The following is a 261-nucleotide window of genomic DNA, read 5'->3' on the forward strand; positions in this document are numbered from 1 at the left end:
GCTTCAGGGTGGCGATCACCTCCTGGATGTCGCCCAGCTTCAGGCCATGTTCGTCGAGGATGCGCAGGCGCTGCTTCATCAGCACGTCGTAGTCCGGAATGTCCCGGGTGGTCGCCTTCAAGGCGTCGATACCGGTTTTTTCCGCGAACGCGATCCAGATTTCCGGAACCAGCACGCCTTCCAGGTCAAGACAGGCAATTTCCACAGGACTCTCCTCGAAATTCTCTGAACGATGGGGTGACGACGGACGCGGCACTCTAG

1 pseudogene is annotated in these 261 nt (G+C 59.0%); it reads right to left on the bottom strand.

The features are described from left to right. Positions 1-205 (bottom strand): annotated as a pseudogene (gene thrH, locus ACLJNW_RS26050) (bifunctional phosphoserine phosphatase/homoserine phosphotransferase ThrH); the annotation flags it as partial. Positions 206-261 lie beyond the last annotated feature (56 nt).

It is taken from the genome of Salmonella sp. SAL4457, from assembly GCF_046548235.1.
In the GTDB taxonomy this organism is placed as follows: Bacteria; Pseudomonadota; Gammaproteobacteria; order Enterobacterales; family Enterobacteriaceae; genus Salmonella; species Salmonella enterica.